Origin of the sequence: Flammeovirga sp. EKP202 (assembly GCF_014534745.1) — a bacterium.
In the GTDB taxonomy this organism is placed as follows: domain Bacteria; phylum Bacteroidota; class Bacteroidia; order Cytophagales; family Flammeovirgaceae; genus Flammeovirga.
Genome location: NZ_JACVVP010000016.1, coordinates 47,322 through 66,179, shown reverse-complemented (window position 1 = coordinate 66,179; position 18,858 = coordinate 47,322). Strand labels below are relative to the sequence as shown.

The window sequence follows — 18,858 nt, the reverse complement described above, 5'->3', positions numbered from 1 at the left end:
TACTAATATTGGGCTTTTGTTTTGGGGTAATGTTATTTTATTTATTTTTAAGTGCTCAATCAATATCATAAATGATTGTGTACAATGTGATCGGAAATAGTAATAATATGCTGATTTTGAATTAGTAATTTGATCTATTTTCATCTTTTTTTATCTGTTAATTTTTTGATGCTAACATTCAATTTTTGGTGTGGTGTCTTTAGGCTATTCTAAATGAAAACTTTCTTTACTGTATCTTTTGTACTTATTTCAACTTTATGTTTTTCATACCCAAAAACAGTGGATAAAATTCCTCAGTTCGACAGCTTATTGACTGTGTTTGAAAGTAAGGAAACATCTGATTCTGTCAGAATCGGAACGGCTTTGAAATTAGCTTGGTTGTACCGAAACGTATCACCTGATAATGCTTATTTATACGCCAAAATTGCGGAAGATTTAAGTAAACAAAATCAGTTTGAAAAATATGAAATCCGTGCAATCAGTTATGGAGGTATTGCATTGAGAAATAGAGGGGAGTACCAGAATGCAATGAACTTGTTTATGCAAGCTTTAGAAAAGTCGACTACCATCCAATCTCTAGAAGATGAAGGGTATGCCCATATCAACATTGCGAGTGTCAACATCTATCAGCATAATTATAATGAAGCCATTATTCATCTTGAACTGGCGGAGGTAATCAGCAAGCAATTATCAGATAAACGAATGCTTGGTTATGTATTGACGAATTATGGCAGGGTTTATTTTGCGACGGAGCTCTTTAAAAAAGCAGTGGATAGTTTTAATGAAGCATTAGACTTAAGAAAAAAAGAAAATGACTTGTATGGTCAGATCGTGACTTACTCAGATATGGGGACAGTTTATGCTGAAACAGGCCAATATGAGGAAGCATTAAGGTATCTAAAACTTTCTTTAGACTTAAATCAAAAGAATAATGAAGATGCTGATACAATGGTGGGCACCTTAATTGATATGGCAAGAATCTATAGAAATCAAGCAAATTATGATAAGGCAAAAGAATTAGCAGAAAAAGCAGCCAATATATCTGTTAATATTAGAGCTAAGCACATGGCCTTAAATGCATTTTTGGAGTTAAAAACAATAGAAAGAGCAAAGGGAAGATACAAAAAAGCATTAGAATATGATGATCTAATTGAGAACTATAAAGACTCCATCTTCAATGAAGAAATTCGTTTGAAATTGGCGGAAATTAATGTAAGGTATTTAGTAGCTCAAAGAGAGAAAGAGAATGAAATTCTAAAAAAAGATCAGGAGATTAATCAAATTATTATTGAGCGACATACCATCATTATGTTTGGTTCTTTTATTTTGATTATCATTTTGAGTTTCTTTATCTACTACCTATATAAAGAAAATAAAAATAAGAAGGTGATTAACCATACATTGCATATCCAAAAATCGGAATTGGAATTACAATCTAAGGAGATTCACCGTATCAATAACTTACTTCAAGCAAAGTCTCAAGATATAATGGATAGTATCAATTATGCGAAAGGCATTCAGAAAGCTATCCTACCAAGTTGGGCACATGTCAAGACATTTTTGCCTAACTCTTTTGTTTATTTTGAACCAAGAGATATTGTTTCAGGTGATTTCTACTGGTTTAAAAATATAGATAACTCAAAAGGAATCTTGATTGCAGCCGATTGTACAGGTCATGGTGTACCAGGTGGTTTTATGAGTATGGTAGGAGAGACAGCATTGGAGTATATTGTAGACTCTCAAAAAATCTATTATCCTTCTAAAATTCTAGAGGAATTGCATGCTCGTTTGTCAAGTATTTTAAGGCAGAAGAAGTCGGGAAATATGGATGGCATGGATGTTTCTGTTTGTTTGATTGATAATAAGAATAATACAGTCCAATATGCAGGGGCAGGGATGTCTATGACTATAGTAGATAATAATAAGCATCAGATCATCAAAGGTACATCAAGAGGTGTAGGTGGTGTTTCAACTTTCTCAACATGCGAGACACATACCTTTGAGTATTCATCGCAGAAAATGTTCTTTATTTATTCTGATGGCTATGCGGATCAGTTTGGCGGTCCAAAAGGTAAAAAATTAAAGAGTCCTAATTTCAGAAAGATTCTTGAAGCATGTTCTTCACTTCCAATTAAAGATCAAAAACAGTTTATGAAAACCCAATTCGAAAGCTGGAAACAAGATGAAGAACAAGTGGATGATGTAATGATCATAGGTTTTACAAAATAAATATTGTCTATTATCAATGGATGACAAAAGGTTCATAGGGTACAAAAAGTTACTTTATTAACCTTTATTTGTAAATGCTAGAAAATAGATGTCAATAAAATCGAATATAGTAATTTTCTAAGAACAAAGGGTAGGGTATTACGTCTATTAATTGTGTAATATATATACAATAACAATGTGAAAACAGCTTTTTGTGTTGTGATATTACATAACCGTCAATTTTGTATTCCGCAAAAATAAAAAGCTTAAAACTCTACTACTATGAATATACTTATCACTAAAACTATATCGGCGAAATTAAATGATTCTTGTAACATTAATTTCGAATTCTTTCTTCAGAAAAATGGTAATACATGGATGGAACCGCTTTACAAGTCAGAAAACTATACTTGCGTTGATCAACAAGCATTAGTAGAACTTACGGAGAGTGCAAAGTTGTATGCTCAATACCTTGGCAAAATCAACGAAGAAATTACCGAAATGTCAGATTCAGAGTTTTATATATTGTTTGAGAAAATGCCGGAAATCCATTCAAAAAAGGATTTTTACTACACATTGGAAACCTTAAGAGAAAAAAACAAAGCAGCATAAAAACATATAGAAATCATTCATCGACAGGCGACCAAAAAAAAAGGTCGCCTTGATTTTTTATAATCAGACAACCTTTCTTTTGAAAACAAGCAAGTCACAATTTATTGATATAGTTTTGAGGGATTAATGTCTACTCTCTGTTCTAGAAAACGATAGCGTACATTCATTAATGCACTTTTCATTTTTCTAAGGAAATCCGTCCAAGCTTCTTCTACCTCCTCAAGATACTTTTGAGCATCTTTTTCTGCTGTGTGCTTGAAGGAATACCCTGCTTCAACTAAAAGTTGATCTGCACTGAATTTTGTATTAAAATTCTCCTGAATAAATTTATCTTTATCCTTGAATAGTTGGCTTAAGGCCAATAGCGCGAATTTGTTTGTTGGAAAACTCATGTAGTTGACCAATTCACTTAATGTTAACGGCATTTTTGTTGTTTCAGGAACTGCCATAACTTTACCAAGTTGGATTTCCTTCTTTAGAATTAAATGCTTCATGGCTTTAGGTTTAAAAGTGAAATACGTTTTTGTATTAAACGTTATTGAATAGAAATAGGATTCATGAAATACGTATTATTTTACGTTTTTTAATGAAAAAGCCCTTATTTGGGCAAAAAAATAGAAAAATGCCTTATGGAATTAAAGAAAATAAATGTATTTCCAATTAAATCATTGGACTCAATAGTACTGGATGAGGTTGAAATCTCTGAAGGAGCAACGTTAAAATGGGATAGAAGGTGGGGAATTCACCGCAAAAGTGATGGTAGAACCGTCAATGGAAAAAAATATCCTACAATCCATAAACTAAGAACAAAGTATGACTTGGAAGATCTCAGAGTAGAGATATCAAGTTCTAAAGTTGGAATCGGTTCATTTGTGCTAGAAGGAGATTATACACAAATGAATCAGTATTTGTCAGACTATTTTGAAGAGGAAGTTTATGTTTTAGAAAATGCCAAGACTGGTTTTCCTGATCATAGTGGAGGAAATGTAGGAGCATCGTTGGTTTCGATACAGACTTTGGAGAAAGTGGGCGAGTGGTTTGATTTATCTGTTGATGAGGTGGAGCGAAGAATGAGAATGAACTTTATTATAGATAACGAATCTGCTTTTGGAGAAGATAACTTGATGGGGCCTTCTAAAAGTGAACCGAGGTCGTTCTTCATCAATGATACTGAATTGAGAGGGTATAAGCCTTGTGAGCGTTGTCCTGTACCTACAAGAGACTCCATTACAGGTGAAGCCATGAAAGGTTTTCAAAAAGCATTTTTAAATAAAAGAAAGGAGTTACAGCCAAGTATTTTAGACAACGAGCTTTATGCTCACGCTTACATGTGCGGTATTGTCTTGAATATTCCAGAGCAATCTGTTGGGAAGTTGGTGAAGAGTGGAATGTCAATCACTTTTTAAATTGAAAATTTCACCTTTATTCACAAAAAAATAAAGGTGATAAAGGGCCTTTTGGACACTATTGTAAATAGTTGAATACTAAACATATCCTTTTTGATCTCGATTGTAAATTACTGATAACAAAGTTTTAAAGTGTCATTTCAACGAAAGGGAGTTGTCAAAAGTCCTATTTTGTTATCCAATAATAATGTAAATTGTATCAATTACTTCACCGTGGTACTTTATTTGTTTCCTATGGTAAAGTAATAACTATTACATATAAAAATTCACTTAAAAAAATAAGATTAATATGAAAGTTGCTGTCTTTGGTACAAAATCATACGATAAAGAGTTTTTTAAACTTGAAGGAGTAAATACTACACACGAATTAGTTTTCTTTGAATCCCGCTTAAGAGTGAAGACTGCTCCACTTGCAAGAGGATTTGATGCTGTATGTGTATTTGTGAATGATGTAGTAGATACAGAAACAGTTAAAATGTTAGGTGAATTTGGTATCAAAGTAATTGCATTACGTTGTGCTGGTTTTAATAACGTTGACTTGATTGAGGCAGAGAAGCAAGGTATTGAAGTGTTAAGAGTACCAGCTTATTCTCCTTATGCAGTTGCAGAGCATACATTAGCATTAATTCTTACATTAAATAGAAAAACACACAAAGCCTACAACCGTGTTCGTGAAGGTAATTTCTCTTTAGACAGATTAACGGGATTTGATATTTACGGTAAAACTGTTGGTGTAATTGGTACTGGTAAAATCGGTCAGATTTTCGCTAGAATCATGAAAGGTATGGGTTGTAAAGTAGTGGGCTTTGATTTATACCCTAACAAAGAATTTGAAAAAGAAGGTGTTTTAGAATATGTGACATTAAATGAGTTGTTAGAAAATTCTGATATTATCTCATTGCACTGTCCATTAACGCCTCAAACACATCATATCATCAATGATCACTCTATCTGGAGAATGAAGAAAGGAGCGATGTTGATCAACACATCAAGAGGTCGTTTAATTGATACAGAATCAGCTATTCGTGCTTTATCAAAAGGTCATTTAGGTTACCTTGGTATTGACGTGTATGAGCAAGAAGAAAAATTATTCTTCAGAGACTTATCAGAAACATTGATCAGAGATGAAAAAATGCTGAATTTGATGTCATTCCCTAACGTATTAGTAACAGGTCACCAAGCCTTTTTCACGGATACAGCTTTAACTCAAATTGCAAGAGTGACACTGGGTAACTTAACAGCCTTTGAAAAAGGAGAAGAGTTGGTCAATAGAGTTGGTTCTGAAGCAATAAAAGGTTAAATTGTTATAGGATAAAATTATATAAGGTATCAGTAGTTAATATTGATACCTTTTTTTATAAACAAGAAGTTGAGGCATCTTATAAATGTACAATTTCTGTTGAAGTACTAAGCCAAAAATAATATGAATTAGTGTTATATACTTTTGTCATAGTACTTAACATAAAATAAAACTTAATCACAAAACTAATTATTACTGAAAGACGTAATATTATTTGTTAGGAAACTATAATATTTTTAAAAACCATGAAAAGAAGACAAGCAACAACACTAGTTACTGCTATTGCTGCCGGTGCTGCGATAACTACAGGAATCGTTATCAAAACTAGACAATACATGCAAAAGAAAAGATTAGATGAAGGTGATTACTTATATCCATATCTGTCTTTTATCAAGAAAAAAATTGAAGCAGGAAAAGATTCAATCATCATAACTCCTGAAGACTCTCCTTTTAAGTTTATTACTTTATCTGTAAAAAAAGCGGGTAAGAAGAAATTAATCTTAGCAGATTATGAAGGAACAGCTTTAGGACGTGGACGTAAAGATCTTTTAAAATATAAAAATGGTAAGCTTACTTTCATTAAGCCAATCATTGAATATGCGATGTAGTAATTCACTAACATCAACAAGGAAGTCATTCTCAAATTACTGGGAATGACTTTTTTGTTGTCTAAAGCTTGATTTTGATGATGTTTGTTTAAACAAAATTCACCAAAAGTCAGTTACTAATCTGTACATTTAAAATTCTGACTTATGCAGGCTACCAGTATCAATGAAAACAGTGTAAAAGATTTAACTGAACAACTTCGGAAATTAGAGGAGAAATACGAGTCGCAAAAGCAAATGACTGAAATGACCATCGGTTTTCTCCAAGATGCTAATGAGAAACTGACCGAAGCCAAGGATGAGATTGATAAAGTGAATAAGCGGGTACAGCAAAGTATCAACTATGCTCAACGCATTCAACAGAAAATTCTTCCATCAGATCAGAAAGTGCATCGTTTGTATCCTGACTCCTTTGTGCTTTATAAACCAAAAGATGTGGTGAGTGGAGACTTCTATTATGCAGACGAAGATGATCGCTTCAACTATTTGGCAGTGATTGATTGTACTGGACATGGTGTTCCTGGGGCTTTTCTGACTTTGATTGTGAATTCATTATTAGAGTCAATTTTAAAGGAAAATAAAAGCAACCGTGCAGATATTTTATTAAAGAAATTGGATGAACGTCTTTTTCATTATTTGAACAAGAATGAAGGTGTAAAGAAAATTCAGGACGGTTTGGATATCACTTTTTGTATGAAGGAGAAATCATCTAATAAGATTTATTTTTCATCGACTCATCAAAGACTATATCATGTTTCTTCTCAAACTATTGAAGAATACAAAGGGGCTCCCTATTCCATTGGTGAGTTTTCCAAAAGACAAGCAAAGTTGATGAATCATCAATTGGAATTTGAACAGGGAGACATGATTTATTTGTCTACTGATGGTATCATTGATCAGTTTGGTGGACAAGATAATGAAAAGTTTAAAAGGAAAAATTTCAAGAACCTTTTGTTGAAAATCGCAGATTATCCACTAGAAAAACAACAGAAAATCATAGACCTCACTTTTGAAAAATGGAGAGGGAACAAAGTGCAAACAGATGATGTTTTGGTAATGGGAATAAAACTATAATCTTTTAAAAATCTTATCATGGTAACTACACCAAGTGAATTAAAAACAACAAGAAATACTCTTTTTGACTGCCTTTACAAGGATGAATACACAAAAGTCTACTTTATCCAAGAGAAAAACCTGTTAGTATGTGAAGCACTACAAGAATATATTCCAATTGAGGATTTTAAAAAAGTCTTTCATTTTATCACCTTAAACTTCTCACTGTTTGATCAAGTAGACAAGTTCCTGTTCGATAAACAAAGCCTTAGAGTATTTCATCAGCCTTCAATGGAATGGTATTTTGTGTTTTGGAAAAGAGAAATGTATGAAGAGTACGGTTTAGTCAATCATGTGAAAATCCTTCCTCAAAATTTACCTTGGTTTGAAGCATCGGTAAAAGCAGGCAGGGCACAAATAGAAGAAAAATATAAAGACCTTGTGATCGATAAACTGAATATTGAATATGTATCTTCGATTGAAGAGATCGTTTAATACATTCTTAGTAAATAGATAAAATCCTTTTTCAAAAAATAGCTTATTTTTACCTTCCAATTGGTTCTAATTGCTATTTATGAAAAAGGATTTTTTTAGTTATTGTCGGCTTATCAGTAGCGACCTCAAAGAAGATGTTTTGTCGGAATTGTTTGCATGTTTTAGTGTGCGTTCATTGGAGAAAAATGATTTCTTTTCACAAAAAGGAGAATATGCTCATAAGGTTGGTTTTTTGATGAAAGGAGTGATACGTGCATTTTATCTCAACGAGGAAGGGAAAGAGTACAATAAACAGTTTTTTGTAGGGCCATCATTGATTGGTCCTTATACATCGCTTTTAACAAATACTCCCAATTTGATTCCTCAGCAAGCATTGACGGATTGTGAAATTCTTGAAGCAGAATACAAAGATATTGAAGCTTTGTATTCAAAACATCACGTCTTAGAGAAGTTAGGGAGAAGAATTGCGGAACATTATTTTTTAGAAAAGGAAAAAAAGGAATTGGAAATGGGATTATTGGAAGGAGAGGAACGTTATATAATTTTTCAAAAAGAGTTTCCTAATTTAGAACGGCAAATTCCTCAATATCATATTGCATCCTATTTAGGAATTTCTGCCACTCAATTAAGCAGAATTCGAAAGGGTATATTGAAAAGCAAATTGGATTAAAATTACATATGTAAATGTTTCACTAATCCTTGTTGGTCACTTTTGTGGTACACTAAAAATCAAAAAGTACTATGAAAGCATTACCATTTTATTCTATCCTATTATTCAACTTCCTTCTTTCAAGTTGTGCGATTCACCCCAATAAATGGACGCCAACAGCAACAGAAGTTGATATTAGCACATTACAATCAACAAACCAACTTACCGACTCCAAGACGGTATCACTTTTAGGCTTTTCAGGTGCAGAAGATTTTGCGATGGACCAAGAAGGGAATTTGTATTGTGGTACTCACAATAGTAATGATGATTTTACAGGAGGAGCTATCCTAAAAATCGATTCTTTATTGAATGTAGAAGAGTATATCAAGACTGATAAATGGGTCACTGGAATGCATTTTAATGCTAACAACGAAATGATTCTATTGATGAATGGAGTGGGCTTGTTGAAAGTCAATGCCGATCACTCTCTTGATACTTTATTGACCCAAACTCCTGATGGGAAACCAATTTTGATGGGCTCAGGGCTTGATATAGCACAAGATGGAAAAATCTATTTTAATAATCTTTCGTCACACATGGAGACTTCTATTGCTACCATCAATCAGCTTATTTTAGAAATGAAACCTGATGGAGGAGTGTATTGTTTTGATCCCAAAACTAAGAAAACGGAGGTGATATCATCAGGGAATTATTTCGGAAATGGTCTTGTAGTCAGCAAGGATGAGCAATCTATTCTAGTCTCAGAAACCTCAAAATACAGAATATTAAGATATTGGATTAAAGGTGAAAAGAAAGGACAATCGGAAGTGTTTTTAGATAATTTACCGGGCTTTCCAAACAACTTAAAACAGAGTTCGAATGGCAATTACTGGCTAGGTTTTACGACAAAAAGAAACCAACAATTGGACAATATCCACCCGAAACCTTGGATGAAGCAAATGGTTTTTGCGATGCCTGATTTTATGAAACCGAAACCTGAAAAATATGGATTAGTAATGGAAGTCTCAGATAAAGGAGAAATTATTAGAGTGTTTACAGATGAGGAAGGGAAAGTAGTAGAAGAGGCAGGGGCAATTGTTGAGAAAGACGGTTTTTTATTTCTTGGTGGAGATATTGTCAATTCAGTTGCTGTTTTTGAATTATAAATATTACTACATCATTATTAACCTAGAAGTCAGAGACTTCTTAAGATCTTTAAAGCACAAGAGACGCTGTCGCTTAACTCTTGCGCTATAAATTTACAGAAATAGCACTGGCGCGAATGTTAAGCGATAGCATCATTCGTGCCCAATAAATCAAAAGAAATCTCCTGATTTCTAAATAACATAGGCATATTCAAATCTCAATACAAAATCATCTTAACAAAAATTAAATTTGATATTTAAGGATAAACTTTGAAATTTGAATATGCTTAAATCCGTGAAAAATATATTCTTATCATTGATATTGATTTTAGGCACTATTGGAATAGTGGGCAATGCTCATATTTGTAATGGTGTTTTAAAAGCCATCAATATGCAACCCTCTCACGAGTGTTGTGCAATGAGTATGGATATGAAAATGAAATCGGATTGTTGTAAAAACAATAAGCATCATGTAAAAGTAGAAAGTCATTTTGATCAAGTCATTGATATCGTAGAGGTGCCAACCTTCTCCTATCAAGAAATGATGAAGAACCTTTGGGAATCTGCTTATACATTTATTCTACCGACCACAAACCTTGAAAAAGAAGTACACCTAATTCCTTCTTTTTGTGAGTCGAAATCCCCTCCAAACCATAGGACCGTTCCTATCAATATTTCCTATCAAGTTATTTTAGTTTAAAGAAGCATTTTCCGTCTTACATAAGTTTTAAGACGAGTGAAATGTATTATTTTTATTATTGAGGCTTTATTGGGCCTTTCTTTAAACTAAATAGATAAAATGATTAATAAAATCGTTCGTTTCTTCCTCTATAACAGAGTAGTGACGATTGTCGTTTTATTATTGTTTGTATTGTGGGGCTTAATTCATAGTCCATTCAAAACAGCAATTAATAACTATATACCCTATGATCCTGTAGCAGTTGATGCTATTCCAGATATAGGAGATAATCAGCAGATTGTATTTACCAATTGGCCCGGCCGATCTCCTCAAGATATAGAAGATCAGGTGACATATCCATTGACTACGAGTTTGCTGGGCATTCCGGGTGTGAAGAGTATCCGAAGTAACTCAATGTTTGGGTTTTCTTCCATCAATATAATTTTCAAAGATGATGTTGAATTCTATTTTGGAAGAACTAGAATCTTAGAAAAAATCAATAGCCTTCCACCTAATACACTTCCAGAAGGTGTTCAACCCACTTTAGGTCCAGATGCAACAGCTGTTGGTCAAGTGTTTTGGTATACTTTAGAGGGGAGAGATGAAGAAGGAAATCCAACAGGCGGTTGGAATTTAGAGGAACTAAGATCCACTCAAGATTTCTTAGTGAAATACGCTCTTATGTCTGCTGATGGAGTGGCAGAAGTTGCATCCGTTGGAGGTTTCGTAAAAGAGTATCAAATTGATGTGGATCCCAATGCTTTGAAAGCATATGATGTTACGCTACAGCAAGTGATGAATGCTGTCCAAAATTCAAATTTAGATGTAGGAGCACGTACAATTGAGGTCAATAGTGCAGAATATTTTGTGAGAGGAATTGGCTACATCAAAGACCTAAGTGACCTTGAAGAAAGTGTTGTGAAGGTCAATAATAATATTCCCATTAGAATAAAAGACGTAGCCAAAGTAGTTGAAGGTCCTTCAGATCGAAGAGGTATTTTGGATAAAGAAGGTGCAGAGGCAGTAGGAGGAGTCGTAACGGCTCGTTTTGGAGAAAACCCAATGCTGGTGATTGATCATGTAAAAGATAAGATCAATTCGATCCAATCTGGATTGCCTCAGAAAATATTGGAGGATGGAACGCTAAGTAAAGTCACCATTGTCCCTTTTTATGACCGCTCTACTCTGATCAAAGAAACAATTGGTACGCTCAATGAGGCTTTAATACAAGAGGTTTTAATCACCGTCATTGTAGTCTTGATCATGGTTTGGAATCTTAGAGCATCTGTTTTGATTTCAAGTTTATTGCCTATTTCAGTTTTGATGGTTTTTGTAGTAATGAAATATATGGGCATTGTGGCCAATATTGTTTCATTAAGTGGAATTGCCATCGCAATAGGAACCATGGTCGATATAGGTATAGTAATGTCCGAAAACTTGATTAAGCATCTTGATCATAGAAAAGGACGAAAGCTGATACAAGTAATTTATGATGCAACAGAGGAGGTTTCCGGAGCGATCGTTACTGCAGTAGCGACTACCGTAGTTAGTTTTATTCCTGTTTTCACTTTACAAGCATCAGAAGGGAAACTCTTTACTCCCTTGGCCTATACCAAAACGTTTGCATTATGTGCTTCTGTAGTGGTAGCACTAATCTTTTTACCATCATTTGCCTATTATTTCTTCAAATCAGACCAAAAGAAAAAGGGGGCATTCCTCTTTAAAATAATTTCTCTGATGATAGGTGTTGGGTTACTTTTCATCAAGTTCACTTTAGGTTTTGGTGTGGTACTCGTTTCGCTTTATTCACTATTTGAAAAACAACTGAAGCAATACATCTCAGAGGTAAATTATGATCGAATAAAAAGTGGAATAGTGGCTTTCCTTATCATCTATTTATTGGCAATGGATTGGTTACCACTCGGAGCTCAAGAAAGTGACTTTAAGAATTTTATTTTTGTCGCAGGATTGATTATTTTGATATTAGGAGGTTTTCAGCTTTTCATTAAAATTTACCCCAAAATCCTTTCAAAATGTTTAGATCATAAAATCACATTTTTATCGATTGTCTTCTTTATTGTCTTTTCAGGAATTTCAGCCTGGCAGGGATTTGCAACTCTATTTTCACCCATTCAAAGTATTTTTTCTTCAATGAATGTGGATGTAACCTCCTCAAGAGCTTACCAAAATATGAGTAAGGCTTTCCCAGGGATTGGTTCTGAATTTATGCCGTCTTTGTCAGAAGGAAGTTTTTTATTGATGCCCACAACTATGCCTAATGCAGGGGTTTCAGAGGTAAAGAAAAACCTTCAATTGATGGATATGGCCGTGAAAAGTATTCCTGAAGTTGAATCGGTTGTTGGAAAGGCAGGGAGAACCCAATCACCTTTAGATCCGGCGCCATTATCAATGTATGAGAACATTATCAATTATAAAACAGAGTATAAGGTAGATGAAAAAGGGAACCGATTAAGGTTTAAGGTGGATGAAGACGGAAAGTACCTCAAAGATGATAATGGCAATTTAATTGAAGATCCTAATGGTCAATATTTCAGACAATGGAGAGATGAAATTCAATCTCCCGATGATATTTGGCAAGAGATTGTAAAAGTGACACAGTTGCCTGGACTAACTTCTGCTCCTAAGTTGCAACCAATTGAAACACGGCTTATTATGACTCAAACGGGTATGAGGGCTCCTATGGGAATTAAAGTTTATGGTCCAGATTTAGCTTCAATAGAGGGCTTTGGAATTCAGTTAGAGCAACTTTTAAAGGAAGTGCCTTCTGTTAAAAAAGAAGCTGTTTTTGCTGACCGTATTGTTGGAAAACCTTATTTGGAAATCGAAATTGATCGCCAGAAAATTGCCCGTTATGGTATGAATGTCAAAGACATGCAAATGCTTTTGGAGATGGTGATTGGTGGAATGCCATTGACGTATACTGTAGAAGGTAGAGAGCGTTTCCCTGTCCGCCTTCGATATGCGAGAGAATATAGAGATAATCCTGATGTGTTGAAAAAGTTCTTAGTTAATGTTCCATTAGGCATTCAAGTTCCTTTGGAAGAATTGGCGGTAATAAAGTATACTGCGGGTCCTCAAAGTATCAAAAGTGAAGATACTTTCTTAACCGGTTATGTACTATTGGACAAACTTCCTGACTATTCAGAAGTGCAGGTAGTTGAGGAAGCGACAGCTTATATTGAAGCAAAAATTAAAAATGGCGATTTGGTTGTACCTAAAGGGGTCAGTTATAAATTTTCTGGAAATTATGAAAATCAGTTAAGAGCATCAGAACGACTTTCTATTGTAATGCCGATCTGTTTGATGCTTATTTTCTTCATCCTTTATCTGCAATTCAATTCAGTGAAAACGACGTTGATGGTTTTTTCAGGGATAATAGTAGCTTTCAGTGGAGGCTTTTTGATGTTGTGGATGTACAGCAAACCATCGTTTCTTGATTTCACCCTTTTGGGTACAAATATGAGAGCACTTTTTGACATTGGAACAGTCAATTTAAGTGTTGCAGTTTGGGTGGGTTTTATCGCATTGTTTGGTATTGCAACCGATGATGGAGTGCTTATCGCTACTTACCTTGATCAATCCTTTTCAAAAAACGCACCTCAATCCGTACAAGAAATCAGAAAAGCAGTACTAGAGGGTGGAATGAGAAGAATCAGACCAAGTTTGATGACAACAGCGACCACATTATTGGCATTCATTCCAATTTTAACTTCTACAGGCAGAGGAGCCGATATTATGAAGCCCATGGCAATTCCTGGGTTTGGTGGAATGACCATTGCTCTGTTGACTCTCTTTGTGGTACCAACATTATATTGTGCTGTCAAAGAAGGAGCCTTGTCAAAGTCCATCACAACTAATGAAAATCAGTAAGTATAATTTGAAATTGTAAAGAAATGAAACAACTTAAAAAAAGTATAACACTGGTTTTATTGCTATTTGCATTGACAGGAAATGCTCAAAACCCATTCTTGGATAATTACATTTCTGTTGCGTTGGAAAATAACTTTGGTATTCAAGCTCAAAACCAGAATATTCAAGCTGTAGCCTCAGAAAAAGAGATCATAAAAGGCGAAGCCACTTCCAACTTAGACGTAATGTACGGTTATGGAGTGTCTCCAATTGAAACGAGAAATGGACCGATTGATCATAAAGTTTCAGCGGGAATAATGTTGCCTTGGTTTGGTACAAGAGCGAAACAATACGATGTAGTGAATCATAAAGTTGAAAAAGCGGAACAGCAAAAGCATCAAACAGAAAATACAGTAAAATATACAGTGAGGGCTTTGTACTTTCAAATGCTTCAGAATCAAAAAGATCTTGGGTCAGCTCGATATAACTTTGAGATCTTGAAGAGTTTTGAATCAATTGCCTTAACACAATATGAAAATGCAAAAGGTTCTTTGGTAGATGTATTAAGGGTACAGATGCAAATAGAAGAAGCTCAAAATAAGATTAATGCTTTAATTGCGGATAGTACACTATTCAACCAACAATTTGGTTTAGTACTTAATCATCCAACGAAGAAAATAGAATTGTCAGACCAATTGATTTTCAATCCAGACTCGACTTCATTGGGAAATAACCCTTTGTTGTTAGAATTAGAGGCCAATCAAAAAGTGGTGAACGCCGAAATTCAATCTGTAGCAAAAGAAGCATCGCCAAAAATCAAAATCGCTTTAGATTATAGTATCATTGGCAACACTCAAATGCAATCTGATAATGCCGGAAATAATGCTGTAATGCCAATGATCGGTTTGTCTATTCCTGTTTTTAATGCTAAAAAATACAACGGCAGAAAAGAACAGCTAGTTTTGAACAACCAATCGATCAAATTACAGAAGCAAGAATTACAAAATGCACTTCAATCAGAATATTTGAAAGCTCAAAATCAGAGGGAAGATGCAAAAAGAGATATCAACTTAATTGATCAGCAAATAGCAAAAGTGGATCAAGCAATAAAAATTCAACGTGAAATCTATACCGTTGGACAAAATACACAAGGATCTGCCTTTATTGAATTGTTACGCTTACAAATGCAACGTTTAGAGTACCAATTCAAAATTCATAAAGCTGAACAAAGTAAAAATGATGCGCTGGCCAAAATCGATTTCCTTCAAGGCGTTTAATCATTTCAGGCATCAATTAAAAAGAAATTACAATGGAAAAATATATAAAATCTTATGGCTCATTATTACTCGTGTTTATAGTCGGGTTAATGAGTGGTTGGTTGTTTTTTAGTGGAGAAGAAAGTACACATGAAGACAAACATCAACATTCGGAAGAAGAGGTTTGGACTTGTTCTATGCATCCTCAAATACGCCAAAATGAACCAGGGGATTGCCCAATTTGTGGAATGGATTTGATACCAGCTTCAACTTCAGATGCAGGGCAAGACTTCTCTCACATTTCTTTGTCCAAGTCAGCCGTTGCACTTGCAAACATTCAAACTACGGAGGTGATTCAATCTTCACCTGAGAAAGAATTGGTTTTACAAGGAAAGTTGGCTGTTGATGAAAGAAGAACCTATTCTCAAGCATCACATATTTCCGGTAGAATTGAGAAAAGTTTTGTGAATTATATTGGAGAAAGAGTAAGAAAAGGACAGAAGCTCGCAACAATTTATTCCCCTCAATTAGTAACAGCTCAAAGGGAGTATTTTGAAGCCAAAAAGGTAAAAGAAACCAATCCTCAACTATTACGTGCTGCCAAAGAGAAATTGAGATTATGGAAATTGACAGAAAAACAAATCAATGAAATTGATCAATCAGGAAAAGTAATGACTGAGTTTGTCATTAGAGCAGATATATCGGGGGTTATTACAAAATTGAATGTGGTGGAAGGAGACCATGTGATGGAAGGTCAAATTATGTATGATTTAGCAGATCTTTCCCGCCTTTGGGTGAAGTTTGACGCCTATGAAAGTGATTTGGCGTGGATTAAAGTAGGTGATAAGGTTACTTTTTCGGTATCCTCATACCCTGGTCAAGAGTTTAAAACCACTATCAACTTTATTGACCCTTTTATTAACCCTCAAACACGAGTGGCATCTATAAGAGGAAACGTTATGAATAATAAAGGAACTTTGAAACCGGAAATGTTTGTAACAGGAAATTTAAAAGCCAAATTGCCCACTAAAGACGACGTAATTGTTGTTCCTAAATCAGCTGTATTATGGACAGGTCCAAGATCCATCATTTATGTGAAAGTTGAGAACCAAGAAGAACCTACTTTTGAAATGCGGGAAGTAACTTTAGGGACAAATCTATCCAATGCTTATATCATTACAGAAGGATTGAAAATGGGAGAACATGTAGTCACTCAAGGTACTTACACGGTAGATGCTGCCGCTCAGCTTAAGGGGAAACCAAGTATGATTGATCCACATAAAGGAGAAATGTCAAGTGAAGAAATGTATTCTGATGGTAAATCAAAATTTGAAGAAGGTGTTTCACCTGTATTTCAGTCTCAACTCCAACAAGCATTCCAAGCCTATATTTTGATGAAAGATGCTCTCGTTGCAAGTGATGATGATAAAGCAAAAGAATTGCTAGGGGATTTCTCAGAAAAATTGGATTTGGTTCAAATGAAAGGATTGAAAGGTGAGGCTCATCATTATTGGATGAAAAAATCAAAAACTCTGAAAGAAGATGTGTTAGCAATGCAAAAAGCAGATAACATTGATACAAGAAGACGTTATTTAGTTTCAGTTTCTAAGTTATTGACAGACGTAATTACACGTTTAGGGTTACCTTCCAATGAGAAAGTCTTCCTCTTATATTGCCCAATGGCAAATCATGATCAAGGTGCATCTTGGCTTTCAACTACAAAAGATGTTCTTAATCCATATTACGGTGATATGATGTTGAAGTGTGGTGAAATGAAAAGAGAAATACAATAAATAAGAATCAACTTACTGTTTTTCAGTGATCTAATGTAAAAGGGTGAGTTGTAATATAGATTGCATATAAAAAGAGAATGAATATTCACTATTTTATGGTAAAATTATTCTAGCTAGTTTTGTATTAAATGTGTATTACAACTTATTTATACTTTCAACATGCAGACTTTAGATGAATTATCGGGCTTAGCTCATCAACAAACATCCGACTCTAAAAAAAACGTAAACCTACCGAAAGAAGCTTTTTTATACCAAAGGCAGGGGCCATGGCCACAACCTTCACCTAGAAATCCAAAAGGTGAAGCGCCCGCAGTACTAAGACTTCCTAGGAAAGAAAAAGAGGAATGGAAGAAAAAAATAGGTCGTAGATATGTAAAGAACATGTGGACCTATTGGCCGAAAGCACTTCACTATGCTTATAAACACAAAGGACTTCATAAAATCAGCGATGAAGATTTCAATCATTATTTAGGTGCGGGCGTATTCAGTAAGTTTTTAATTAAAGGACTAAGCGATCAAAAAAAAGCTATTTTTAATGATTTTCTTCCACTAGATCATAATGAAAGGGAATACTACATTATCGACTTTTCATTAATGTCTTTTACGAAGCCTTTTGAAGGAATTTATGCTACAGGTACAATTGTAGTATTTGAAAAGGTAAACAATGTTCTTGAGGCAAAACTAATTTATGTAGATCAATTTGAAGGGGATAAGAAAATAGTTCAACCTACTGATGCAGACCTTTGGTCGATCGCAAAGGTATATGCTATGCAAGGAGCGGCTTACAAATTGATTTTGTCAGAACATGCACTACTTCATTTTCCATTTGACTGTATCAATGCGATTAGTAAATCTTCTCTTCCAATTAATACTATCGTATTGCAACTACTTTTGCCCCATTTTGAACATACATTGGTGCTTAATAAAGTAGTACTAAACTCTACCGCTTCTCCGGTTGAAAATGATCAAAAGTTTCCTTATTCTGGTTTCCTTGGTGACGGAGATGGTCAAAGATCACTTGTGGCTTGTGCTTATAGTGGTATTGAAGGAAATGACAGTTATAATGGGTATCACTATTCTAAAGAAATTGAAAAGTTTGATTCACCTTATTACACCTTCCTTCTTGAGTACTATAATGTCATAAAGAAATTTGTAACTGAAGTAGTCAATGTCATTAGTGATGAAGAATTATTGATTATCAAGGAATGGGCAGGGCATATTAATCAGTGGTTACCTACATTTACTTCAGCTGATGAAATTCTTTTGAAGGATAACTTAATTCAGGAAATCACGATGATCATATGGGATGTATCTGTTGCTCACTCGGCCGATCACCATAGTTTTGCTCAAGTTCCAAGTTATATGGTTCCATTAAGAGTAAGAGTAAATCCTAAAGAGGTTCATAATAATGAAATTGATTGGGAAAATGGAATGACAATCAAAGATATGTTTAGGTATAGAATGGAAAGAGAGATGTTCTTTAAACCTACCAATGTTTCTACTTTATACAATACGAAATATAATTTTGAGAAGACCAACTATTCTGAATCAACCAAAAAATACTTGAAAGATTTGAATGATATTTTCATAAGAGAATTAAGTGAGGTTGAGACGAGGCTAAAACAGAAAAATGTTCCTGTTTTTATTCCATTAAAAGAAATAGCAAGGTCAATTCAATACTAACGATTATCAAAGAGTCAGTAGCTTTCAAAAGGTACTGACTTTTTTTGGGGAAAGATCTTACACATTTTTACAAAAATTCTATACAAACAAAAACCATAACCCAC

15 protein-coding genes are annotated in these 18,858 nt (G+C 34.4%); 14 read left to right on the top strand and 1 reads right to left on the bottom strand.

Annotated features, from left to right (window positions below; all coding sequences use genetic code 11):
* Positions 1-213 precede the first annotated feature (213 nt).
* A complete protein-coding gene (locus IC221_RS11825) occupies positions 214-2,229 on the top strand; it encodes a tetratricopeptide repeat protein (RefSeq protein WP_188169168.1) in 2,016 nt (671 codons plus the stop codon).
* Positions 2,230-2,490: 261 nt separating this feature from the next.
* The gene (locus IC221_RS11820; RefSeq protein WP_188169167.1) at positions 2,491-2,820 is read left to right on the top strand and encodes a hypothetical protein; all 330 of its coding nucleotides are present in this window, start codon (positions 2,491-2,493) and stop codon (positions 2,818-2,820) included.
* Between the two features lie 101 nt (positions 2,821-2,921).
* Here IC221_RS11820 and IC221_RS11815 read toward each other — a convergent pair whose 3' ends face one another.
* On the bottom strand, positions 2,922-3,314 hold the full coding sequence (locus IC221_RS11815; protein WP_062618223.1) for a hypothetical protein: 393 nt from the start codon (positions 3,312-3,314) through the stop codon (positions 2,922-2,924).
* Positions 3,315-3,449: 135 nt separating this feature from the next.
* On the opposite strand from IC221_RS11815, the gene IC221_RS11810 reads away from it, so the two are divergent.
* From IC221_RS11810 to IC221_RS11755, 12 genes are all read left to right on the top strand, one after another.
* Positions 3,450-4,226 (top strand): MOSC domain-containing protein, encoded by a 777-nt coding sequence (locus IC221_RS11810; protein ID WP_188169166.1) that lies wholly within the window; start codon positions 3,450-3,452, stop codon positions 4,224-4,226.
* A 289-nt stretch (positions 4,227-4,515) separates the two neighbouring features.
* On the top strand, positions 4,516-5,526 hold the full coding sequence (locus IC221_RS11805; RefSeq protein ID WP_188169165.1) for a 2-hydroxyacid dehydrogenase: 1,011 nt from the start codon (positions 4,516-4,518) through the stop codon (positions 5,524-5,526).
* A gap of 245 nt (positions 5,527-5,771) precedes the next feature.
* On the top strand, positions 5,772-6,134 hold the full coding sequence (locus IC221_RS11800; protein ID WP_044203587.1) for a hypothetical protein: 363 nt from the start codon (positions 5,772-5,774) through the stop codon (positions 6,132-6,134).
* Between the two features lie 144 nt (positions 6,135-6,278).
* The gene (locus IC221_RS11795; protein WP_188169164.1) at positions 6,279-7,205 is read left to right on the top strand and encodes a PP2C family protein-serine/threonine phosphatase; all 927 of its coding nucleotides are present in this window, start codon (positions 6,279-6,281) and stop codon (positions 7,203-7,205) included.
* Positions 7,206-7,223: 18 nt separating this feature from the next.
* On the top strand, positions 7,224-7,679 hold the full coding sequence (locus IC221_RS11790) for a hypothetical protein (RefSeq protein WP_063850802.1): 456 nt from the start codon (positions 7,224-7,226) through the stop codon (positions 7,677-7,679).
* 79 nt (positions 7,680-7,758) lie between these two features.
* A complete protein-coding gene (locus IC221_RS11785) occupies positions 7,759-8,349 on the top strand; it encodes a Crp/Fnr family transcriptional regulator (protein WP_188169163.1) in 591 nt (196 codons plus the stop codon).
* Between the two features lie 71 nt (positions 8,350-8,420).
* Complete coding sequence (locus IC221_RS11780) at positions 8,421-9,494, top strand: SMP-30/gluconolactonase/LRE family protein (RefSeq protein ID WP_188169162.1); 1,074 nt, start codon at positions 8,421-8,423, stop codon at positions 9,492-9,494.
* A gap of 274 nt (positions 9,495-9,768) precedes the next feature.
* Entirely contained in the window at positions 9,769-10,173 is a 405-nt protein-coding gene (locus IC221_RS11775; protein ID WP_188169161.1) for a hypothetical protein, read from the top strand.
* Between the two features lie 99 nt (positions 10,174-10,272).
* Positions 10,273-14,043: an efflux RND transporter permease subunit gene (locus tag IC221_RS11770; RefSeq protein ID WP_188169160.1), complete on the top strand. Its 3,771-nt coding sequence runs from the start codon at positions 10,273-10,275 to the stop codon at positions 14,041-14,043.
* A 23-nt stretch (positions 14,044-14,066) separates the two neighbouring features.
* Positions 14,067-15,299, top strand: coding sequence for a TolC family protein (locus tag IC221_RS11765; protein WP_188169159.1), 1,233 nt, complete (start codon positions 14,067-14,069; stop codon positions 15,297-15,299).
* Between the two features lie 32 nt (positions 15,300-15,331).
* Positions 15,332-17,071, top strand: a complete 1,740-nt coding sequence (locus tag IC221_RS11760) for an efflux RND transporter periplasmic adaptor subunit (protein WP_188169158.1) — start codon at positions 15,332-15,334, stop codon at positions 17,069-17,071.
* A gap of 159 nt (positions 17,072-17,230) precedes the next feature.
* Positions 17,231-18,754, top strand: coding sequence for a hypothetical protein (locus tag IC221_RS11755; RefSeq protein ID WP_188169157.1), 1,524 nt, complete (start codon positions 17,231-17,233; stop codon positions 18,752-18,754).
* Positions 18,755-18,858: the final 104 nt, after the last annotated feature.